Source organism: Mycobacterium sp. (assembly GCF_049280035.1).
Taxonomy (GTDB): Bacteria; Actinomycetota; Actinomycetes; order Mycobacteriales; family Mycobacteriaceae; genus Mycobacterium.
Genome location: NZ_JBAPPI010000382.1, coordinates 1 through 9,177, shown reverse-complemented (window position 1 = coordinate 9,177; position 9,177 = coordinate 1). Strand labels below are relative to the sequence as shown.

General features: G+C 63.9%; 2 protein-coding genes and 2 pseudogenes. 2 read left to right on the top strand and 2 right to left on the bottom strand.

Translation table 11 applies throughout. The annotated features are described in order from the left end of the window. Positions 1 to 207: 207 nt before the first annotated feature. Together WAN71_RS12905 and WAN71_RS12900 are read right to left on the bottom strand one after the other, a co-directional pair. Positions 208 to 336 (bottom strand): annotated as a pseudogene (locus WAN71_RS12905) (nitronate monooxygenase); the annotation flags it as partial. Positions 337 to 396: 60 nt separating this feature from the next. Beyond that, on the bottom strand, positions 397 to 966 hold the full coding sequence (locus tag WAN71_RS12900) for a carboxymuconolactone decarboxylase family protein (RefSeq protein ID WP_422225706.1): 570 nt from the start codon (positions 964 to 966) through the stop codon (positions 397 to 399). A 1,007-nt stretch (positions 967 to 1,973) separates the two neighbouring features. On the opposite strand from WAN71_RS12900, the gene pks2 reads away from it, so the two are divergent. Both pks2 and WAN71_RS12890 read left to right on the top strand, forming a co-directional pair. Continuing rightward, the gene (gene pks2 / locus WAN71_RS12895) at positions 1,974 to 8,255 is read left to right on the top strand and encodes a sulfolipid-1 biosynthesis phthioceranic/hydroxyphthioceranic acid synthase (protein WP_422225705.1); all 6,282 of its coding nucleotides are present in this window, start codon (positions 1,974 to 1,976) and stop codon (positions 8,253 to 8,255) included. Between the two features lie 44 nt (positions 8,256 to 8,299). Beyond that, positions 8,300 to 9,177 (top strand): annotated as a pseudogene (locus WAN71_RS12890) (acyltransferase); the annotation flags it as partial.

The following is a 9,177-nucleotide window of genomic DNA, read 5'->3' as shown; positions in this document are numbered from 1 at the left end:
TGGGCTGCAGACTGGCACGCTCGCGCAGAACACTGGTAATAGAAGGCTCAATCACAGCCGTCACTTTACCGTCGCAGGCACCACCGCACCCACCAACGGAAGCTGGACGCGCATTTGTCGCTGGCCGGGCACTGTCGCCTCGTCACAGGATTTCACGACCCGTCGTCGGGTCGTTGGTCCTCGCTACGCCCCGGGCACTCCCAGCGAACTGTGCGCGACGGCGCCGAGAATGCCGAACCCGCCCGCGTTGGATACGGCAGCCACCACGTCGCGGCAATGGCTGAACGCGCAGATCGGGAATTCCACCCCGAGCACGTCGGCGACCCGTGGCCGCATGCCGGGAACCGTATGAGTTTGTGATTGACGTGTCAATCGGAAGCCTCGAGCTTCCGCCGCTTATTGGGTTGGCGGTTGGCCGTCCGGCGGCCAGCTCGCTGCACCGTCCTCCAGCGGCACCTGCAGGCTGTGCAGGATCGACGCGACCATCCGCCACGAGCTGATCGCGGTGACGAGCTCGACGAGCATTGCCTGGTCGGCGCCGAACTCGCGCTTACAAGCCGCCCAGCTTTCGGCGCTCACCGCCCCGTCGCGCACCACGTCGTCGGTGGCCCCCAGCACTGCCCGCTCCGCGGGCCCGAAAGCATCGTAGGACCGCCAATCCCGCACACCGAGCAGGTCATCGGCGCTTACCCCAAGACTCTGTGCGACTCGCCAATGCTGTGTCCATTCGTAGTCGGAGGCGGTGAGCCAGCCGATACGCATGATCACCAGTTCGCGTAGCCGCGGGTCCAGCTTTCCGTGCCACAGCATGATGGCGAGCAGGTCGTTGAGGGCGCACGCGAGCTCGGGATGGTTCAGCAAGACCTGGAAGATGGCGAGCTCTGCCATGTAATCGGGCACCCCGGCTTCATCGGCTGCGGCCTTGGCCTCATCGATCGGCAGACGGGGGACGCGGGCTTCTTCCATGGGTTCGGTCAAGGTGTCAGCACTTCGTGGACTGGCCCGAGGAATTCGGGCCACTAGTGGGTTGAACAAGGTCGCAAAGCAAAGATGGGATCGGCGTATCGGGCACCGGTACACCATCGAACCCGTGGCCAGCTATTGGTATCGAGCGCAGTCCGCCCCACAGCCCTGGTTCGCGGTCCGCGGGGAAGAACCCCTAAGGATCAGCCAGGCCATCACGGGCCGTATCGTTGGAATAGACGTCCGTCATCTGGATATCTGATCCAGAACTCGGTATCGAAGTCTGCGCTACCGTGGCGCTCCTATATCTGGCACACGAGAGAGCCCTTAACTGGCCAGTCGAGCGAGAGCTGGGCCGCCTGCGTAGAGCCGCCAGTGGACCCTTGCGGGAGTGCTGAGGCGAAGGTTATATCGCTGTTGCTCAACGTCTTTCGCGTAATCCCGCCAGCCTGCAGCTCCCAATGGCGCCATTCCAGCCAGTCGACATCGCGCCGGACCTATAGCTCACCGTCACTCCTCGGCAGAAATGACGCACGCAGAGCCAATCGGAAATCGGGCGCATAATTACGCCAGTCGTGACACCTAATAACGCCGCGAAGGAAAAACATAAAAGAGGCTCATAAAAATGGTGAAAATTATGATTGTAAGTGGGCCGCAAGGCAATTTTCAGAATTGCCATCAAATAGCTAATGTTTACAATTGAAACCTGCTCATAAAATACCACAATTAGGTAACAATCGTACCCGCATATCTTTCAATGATCTACACGTGTTGAATAATAGCGGGACAAGCATAAAGGTCCTCTGACGTGCACAAAAACCTTGATTTCATACCCGTGTAACTGCCGTGTTGACAGTAAGTAACTGCTGAGCTCGCCGGGGTTCTACATCTCGACGCAGGCGCTAAGCACACCCGCTCTGCTGCCGCTTCCTGGGCGCGGTCGTCATTTCGCCTCAAAAATAGCCATTTGCATCTCTCCGCACCCAGATTCGGCCTATTCTTTGCTCCATATGAACAGAACGCCCGCTACTCCGATTGCCATCATCGGGATGGCTTGCCGACTTCCCGGAGGCATCGAATCGCCGGACCAGTTATGGCGCGCGTTGCTGCGCGGCGATGACCTGGTCACCGAGATTCCACCCGACCGATGGGACGCCGACGAGTACTACGACCCCGAGCCGGGCGTGCTCGGTCGGTCGGTGTGCAAGTGGGGCGCGTTTCTGGACAACGTCGCCGACTTCGATCCCGAGTTCTTCGGAATCAGCGAGAAAGAAGCGACTGCGATGGATCCGCAGCACCGCTTGCTGCTCGAAACTTCGTGGGAGGCCATGGAGCACGGCGGTTTCACCCGGGAGAAACTAGCCGACTTGCGAACCGGCGTCTTCGTGGGATTAATGCATGCCGACTACCAGTTCGTGCATGCCGATGCCCAGGCCCTGGAGGGACCGTACGGATATCTGGGCAACAGCTTCGCCATGGGGTCGGGGCGGATCGCCTACGCCATGGGACTGCACGGTCCGGCGATGACGGTGGACACCGCATGCTCGTCTGGCCTCGCGGCTATCCACCTGGCCTGCCGCAGCCTGCATGACGGCGAAAGCGACATCGCGCTGGCAGGCGGCGCTTCGGTGATGCTTGAACCCCGCAAGGCCGCTTCTGGCTCGGCCATCGGCATGTTGTCTCCGACCGGACGCTGCCATGCGTTTGACGTGGCCGCCGACGGATTCGTGGCCGGCGAGGGTTGCGTCGTGATGCTGCTTAAACGGTTACCCGACGCGCTTGCCGGTGGCGACCGGATCCTCGTTGTGATACGCGGCACGGCCGCCAATCAGAATGGCCACACGGTGAATATCGTGACACCGTCGGGGCCTGCACAGGTCGCGGCCTACCGTGCGGCGTTGGCCGCGGCGGAGGTGGATCCCCGCAGCGTAGGCATGGTCGAGGCACACGGCGCCGGCACCCCGGTGGGTGACCCCATCGAATACGCGAGCCTTGCCAAGGTGTACGGCGTCGACGGCCCGTGCGCGCTCGCATCGGTGAAGACCAACTTCGGACACACCCAGTCGGCCGCCGGAGCGCTTGGGCTGATGAAGGCCGTCCTCGCCGTCCGGCATGGTGTCATTCCGCGCAATCTCCATTTCACCCGGATGCCGGATGAGTTCGCTCAGATCGAGACCAACCTCTTTGTCCCGCAAACGAATACGCCGTGGCCAGCAGAGAACGGTCGCCAAGGGCCTCGACGGGCGGCGGTGTCGTCTTACGGGTTCTCGGGAACCAACGTGCACGCCGTCCTGGAACAGGCCCCCGAAGCCACTGCGCCCGAGGATATCTCAGCCGAATCGCCGACAACGGCACCACTGCTTTTCCCGCTATCGTCCACGTCGGCCGACGAACTGCGCCGCACTGCCGGCCGGCTGGCCGACTGGGTGGACGCACACGAGGACGTCGCGTTGGCGGACCTGGGCTACACGCTGGCGCGGCGGCGCGCCCACCGACCGGTCCGAACCGTCGTTATCGCCAGCACCTTGCCCGAGCTGACCGAAGCGTTGCGCGAGGTCGCCGACATTGATACTCCGCATCAGGCCACGGTCGGGCGCGATGATCGGGGTCCGGTGTGGGTGTTCTCCGGGCAGGGTTCGCAGTGGGCGGCGATGGGAGCTGACCCGCTCGCGAACGAGCCCGCGTTCGCCGCGACCGTCGCCGCGGCGGAGCCGCTGATCGCCCACGAATCCGGATTCTCGGTGACCGAGGCGATGTCGGCACCCCGGATCGTGACCGGTATTGACCGGATCCAGCCGACGGTGTTCACCATGCAGGTCGCCCTGGCCGCCACCATGAAGGCACACGGGGTACGCCCGGGCGCAGTTATTGGCCACTCCCTCGGGGAGGCTGCGGCGGCTGTCGTTGCCGGCGCCTTGTCGCTGGAAGACGGGGTGCGGGTGATCTGCCGCCGTTCGCGGCTGATGACCCACATCGCCCGCACGGGGGCCATGGCATCGGTGGAACTACCGGCCGACCAAGTGCTTTCGGAGCTGGTGGCTCGCTGCGTTGATGACGTCGTGGTGGCAGTGGTGGCCTCGCCGCAGTCCACAGTGATCGGCGGCGCCACCGAGACGGTCCGCGATTTGGTAGCAGCGTGGGAGCGGCGTGATGTGATGGCCCGCGAGATCGCCGTCGACGTCGCATCGCACTCCCCCCAGGTAGAGCCGATTCTCGACGAGCTGGCAGATGTCTTGGCAGGGCTGAACCCGATGACGCCAGACGTTCCCTATTACTCCGCGACGCAGTTCGACCCGCGAGAATCGCCGGTGTGCGATGGCTTCTACTGGGCCGACAATCTGCGCCACACAGTGCGGTTCGCAGCGGCTGTGCAGGCCGCATTGGAGGACGGGCATCGGGTTTTCGCAGAACTGGCACCACACCCCCTGCTTACCCACGCTCTCCAGCAGACCGCCCGCAGCCTGGATATGCCACTGGCCGCACTGGCCGGCATGCGCCGCAACCAAGCGCTATCGCACGGGCTGCGCGACTTTCTGGCGGAGCTGCACAACGCAGGTGCGGCGGTGGACTTTTCGGTGCTGTACCCGGCGGGGCAGCTGGTGGACGCACCGCTGCCGACCTGGACGCACCGTCGGCTTTTTTTAGACCGGGACGGTCAGGAATCCCAAACACGCAGCGGTTCAACCGTTTCAGTTCATCCGTTGTTGGGGCAGCATGTGCGCCTGCAGGAGCAACCGGAACGGCACGTGTGGCAGGCCGAGGTCGGCACTGCGGCGCAACCGTGGCTGGGCGATCACCAGATTCGCAACGCCGCTGTCCTTCCGAGAGCGGCCTACTGTGAGATGGCACTGGGTGCGGCCCGCGCGGTTCTTGGCGAGGAGTCCGAGGTCCGTGACATCCGCTTCGAGCACGAGCTTCTGCTGGATGCGCAGACCACCGTCGGCGCCGCCGCGTCGATGGCCTCGCCGGCCGTCGTCAACTTCGCGGTGGAGACCGACCAGGATGGGGAGCACGTGCGGCGGGCCGCCGCAGTCCTTTACGCCGTCGGGGACGATGACCGACCTCCCGCGCACGACGTGGCCGCTCTGCTGGCGGCGCACCCGTGCACTGTGCCTGGAGCCGAGCTTCGAAAATGGTGGGATCAGCGCGGTATCCAGTTGGGTCCTGCCTTCACCGGACTAGCCGCCGCCCGCATCGCCGACGGAACCGGTGCCACAGTGCTGGCCGAGGTCAGGCTGCCTGGCACGATCCGCTTTCGGCGCAGCTACGCAGTGCACCCTGCGCTGCTAACTGCCTGCTTTCACTCGGTGGCGGCTCACCCCAGTGTCGTTGACGTTTGCAATGGCGGTCTGCTGCTGCCGCTGAGCGTCCGTCGGCTGCGGGTCTACGGTTCCACCAGCAACGCGCGCTACTGCTACTCGCAACTGACCGGAGTCGGCGACGCGGAGGTTGAGGCTGACCTCGACGTCTTAGACGAGCACGGGGCGGTGCTGGTGACCGTACGCGGGCTGCAGATGGGCCTGGGGATCTCGCAAAGCAACGAGCGCGATCGTGTGCTGAACGAGCGGCTGCTCACCATAGAGTGGCAGCAGCAGGCGCTGCCTGAGGTGGCGCACACCGATGCAGGAGCGTGGCTTCTCGTCAGCACTTCCACAACCGCGGATGCACTGGCAACCCAGTTGACCGATGCGTTGAAACTCAATGGTGCGCAATGCACTTCCGTGTGCTGGCCGCAGCACGCCGACCACTCGTCGAATGGCGAAGCGTTGCGCAGCCAGCTCCGAGACGCTCGATTCGACGGACTAGTGGTCCTGACGGAACCGAAGAACGGCGACCCCGACGAGCACATTGCGTTCCAGGGCGGCGAATACGTGCGGCATCTGGTGCGCATCGCCCGCGAATTGCCGGAGGTCCCCGGCGGCGCGCCTCGCTTGTACCTCGCAACCAGGAATGCCCAACCCGTGCTACCCGACGACGTGGCCAACCTGGCGCAGGCTGGGCTGCGCGGTTTGATGCGGGCGATCGGCACCGAACATCCGCATTTGCGTGCTACCCAAATCGACATGGATGAAGCCATCGACGCCGAACAGCTTGCGCGGCAACTGCTCAGTGGATCCGAAGAGGATGAGACCGCTTGGCGTAACGGGCAGTGGTATACCGCCCGCCTTTGTCGCGCTCCGCTTCGCCCCGAGGAACGACGAACCACGGTGGTCAACCACGGGCGCGACGGTGCACGCCTGCGAATTCGAACGACCGGGCACCTGGACACAATGGAACTGGTCGCATTTCAACGCGTTCAGCCGGGGGCGGGGCAGATCGAGGTCGCGGTAAGCGCATCCAGCGTCAACTTCTCCGATGTGCTTGTCGCGACGAGCCGCTCCCCCAGCATTGACGGACAGCAACCAGAGCTGGGTATGGATTTCGCCGGCGTCGTCACGGCGGTCGGGCCGGACGTGAGCAACCACCACGTCGGTGATCGTGTCGGCGGCTTTTCCGGAAACGGCTGTTGGGCCACGTTTGTCACGTGCGACGCCCGGCTGGCCGTCACGCTGCCCGCCGGCCTGACCGACCATCAGGCGGTCGCAGTGGGTACCGCGCATGCCACCGCCTGGTATGCCCTGCACGATCAGGCCAGGATTGCCTCGGCCGACCGGGTCTTGATCCACTCGGCGACCGGCGGCATAGGCCAGGCAGCCGTAGCGATCGCCCGCGCGGCAGGAGCCGAAATCTTCGCCACCGCTGGCAGCCACCAGCGTCGACAGCTGTTGCGCAACATGGGGATCCAGCATGTTTACGATTCGCGGAGCGTGGACTTCGCCGAACAGATCCGCCGCGATACCGACGGCTACGGCGTGGATATCGTGCTCAACTCCTTAACCGGCACAGCACTACGCGCCGGAATCGAGTTGCTGGCCATCGGCGGACAGTTCGTCGAGATCGGCAAACGCGACGTCTATGGCAACACCCGGCTGGAGCTCTTCCCGTTCCACCGCAACCTCACGTTCCACTATGTCGACCTGGCGATGCTGTCGATCGGCCGCCCCCAACGCGTCGGGGAGCTGCTGCGCACAGTGTTCCGGCTAGTAGCTGATGGAGAATTGCCTCCCGCGAAGCACACCGACTACCCACTAGTCGAAGCGGCCACCGCGATCAGGGTCATGAGCGCGGCCGAGCACACCGGCAAACTTGTGCTCGACGTCCCGCAGGCCGGGTCTCGCACTGCGGTAGTGCCACCGGAGCAGGCTCCGATTTTCCGTCGTGACGGCGCCTATGTGATCACCGGGGGCTTGGGCGCGCTTGGGCTCTTCCTCACCGAGAAGATGGCCACGGCGGGCTGCGGGCGCATTGTGTTGACCTCCCGCTCTCAACCGAATTTAAAGGCACTGGAGACAATCGAGCTCATCCGCGCAATCGGCGCCGACGTCGTGGTGGCGTGCGGCGACATCACCGAGCGCGAGACAGCCGAACGCTTGGTGGCCGTGGCGACCGCCAACGGACTCCCGTTGCGCGGGGTATTGCACGCCGCAGGGGTGGTCGAGGACGCCACGCTGCCCAACATCACCGATGAGCTCATCGATCGCGACTGGGCGCCAAAGGTGTACGGCGCTTGGCATCTGCACCGGGCAACCACCAACCAGCCGCTCGACTGGTTCTGCTCATTCTCCTCGGCAGCCGCGCTGGTGGGCTCGCCTGGTCAGGGCGCATACGCGGCGGCCAACAGCTGGCTAGATGCCTTCACTCGGTGGCGCCGGGCTCAGGGCCTTCCGGCCAGCGCGATCGCATGGGGAGCATGGGGTGAGATCGGGCGCGCCGCGTTTCTGGCAGAAGGGAATGGCGCCGCGATGATCACACCCAACGACGGCGCCTACGCTTTCGAGTCGCTGTTGCGCCACGACCGCGCCTACACCGGCTACCTGCCGTTCATCGGAGTGCCGTGGTTAGTGGCGCTTGGGCAACGCAGCCCGTTCGCTGAACTCTTCAAACCTATGGGGCAAAGCCGCACGGACACAAGTAAATTCCGCGCCGAACTCACGGCGTTGGCGCGGGAAGAGTGGCCGACCCGGCTGCGGCATCTGGTGGGTGAGCAAGTCAGCTTGATTCTGCGGCGTTCCATCGACCCGGATCGTCCGCTGTCCGAATGCGGACTCGACTCCCTTAGCTATCTCGAACTGCGCACGCGCATAGAGATGGAAACAGGCATCCGGGTTGGCTCCACAGATATCACCACCGTTCGAGGTCTGGCCGGCCACCTGTGCGGAGTGTTGGCGGACCTCGAAGGCGCTCCGGCGTAACAGGTCTCCGGTGAACCGCAACTGCTGAGGAACTCGGAGGAAGAATGATAGAAGTCGCGAAAGTGGAAGTGGGAATGATCCGCGATTGGGCGCCCGAACCCGGCTCATTCGTGTCATGGCAGCCATCGCCCGCGACCCTCGCGAAAGTCCGGCAAGCGCCGATAACCGCTGTCCCGGCGAGCTATACGCAAGCCCAGCACCTTCGTGACTATCGCGCATACGCCGCCCAGGGTCTGGATATGTCACGGTTGGTCATTGCAACCTGGTCCATACCCGGCCGATGCGATATCCGTGCCATGACGTATGTCATCAACGCTCACCTTCGTCGCCACGACACCTACCGCAGTTGGTTCGACGACACCGATCGCGAACACATCGTCCATCGGACCATCGCCGAAGCCAGCGACATCAACCTCGTCCCGACCAAGTACGGTGAGATAACGCCCGCAGAATTGCGAAGCCATCTACTGGCTACCCCGAGTCCGCTCCAATGGGATTGCTTCCGCTTCGCAATCATTCAGCGCGCCGACCACTTCACATTCTGCGTATGCATTGACCATCTCCACACCGACGCAATGTTTTTCAGCTTGGCATACGCGGAGATCCATGTCATGTATGCCACCGTGACGAGAGGTGGCGCTCCCATCTCGCTGCCGGAGGCCGGCAGTTATCACGCTTACTGTGTCCGGCAGCGCCGGCACACGTCCGCGCTGACCTTAGAGTCCGCGGAGGTAAGGGAATGGATCGAATTCTTCGAGAACAACGACGGAACCCTTCCCGACTGGCCGCTGCCACTCGGTGACCCATCCGTGCCGTGCGACGTCATCGGCGCACAGCTGCTGGACAAGCGACAGACCGTCGAATTCGAATCCGTTTGCCTATCCGTCGGCGCCCGGTTCTGCGGCGGCGTGTTCGCGTGCAC

What these genes read in the sequence shown, in the direction of transcription:
- WAN71_RS12900 (WP_422225706.1), bottom strand. Translation starts at nt 966, where the DNA reads ATGGAAGAAGCCCGCGTCCCCCGTCTGCCGATCGATGAGGCCAAGGCC.
- pks2 (WP_422225705.1), top strand. Translation starts at nt 1,974, where the DNA reads ATGAACAGAACGCCCGCTACTCCGATTGCCATCATCGGGATGGCTTGC.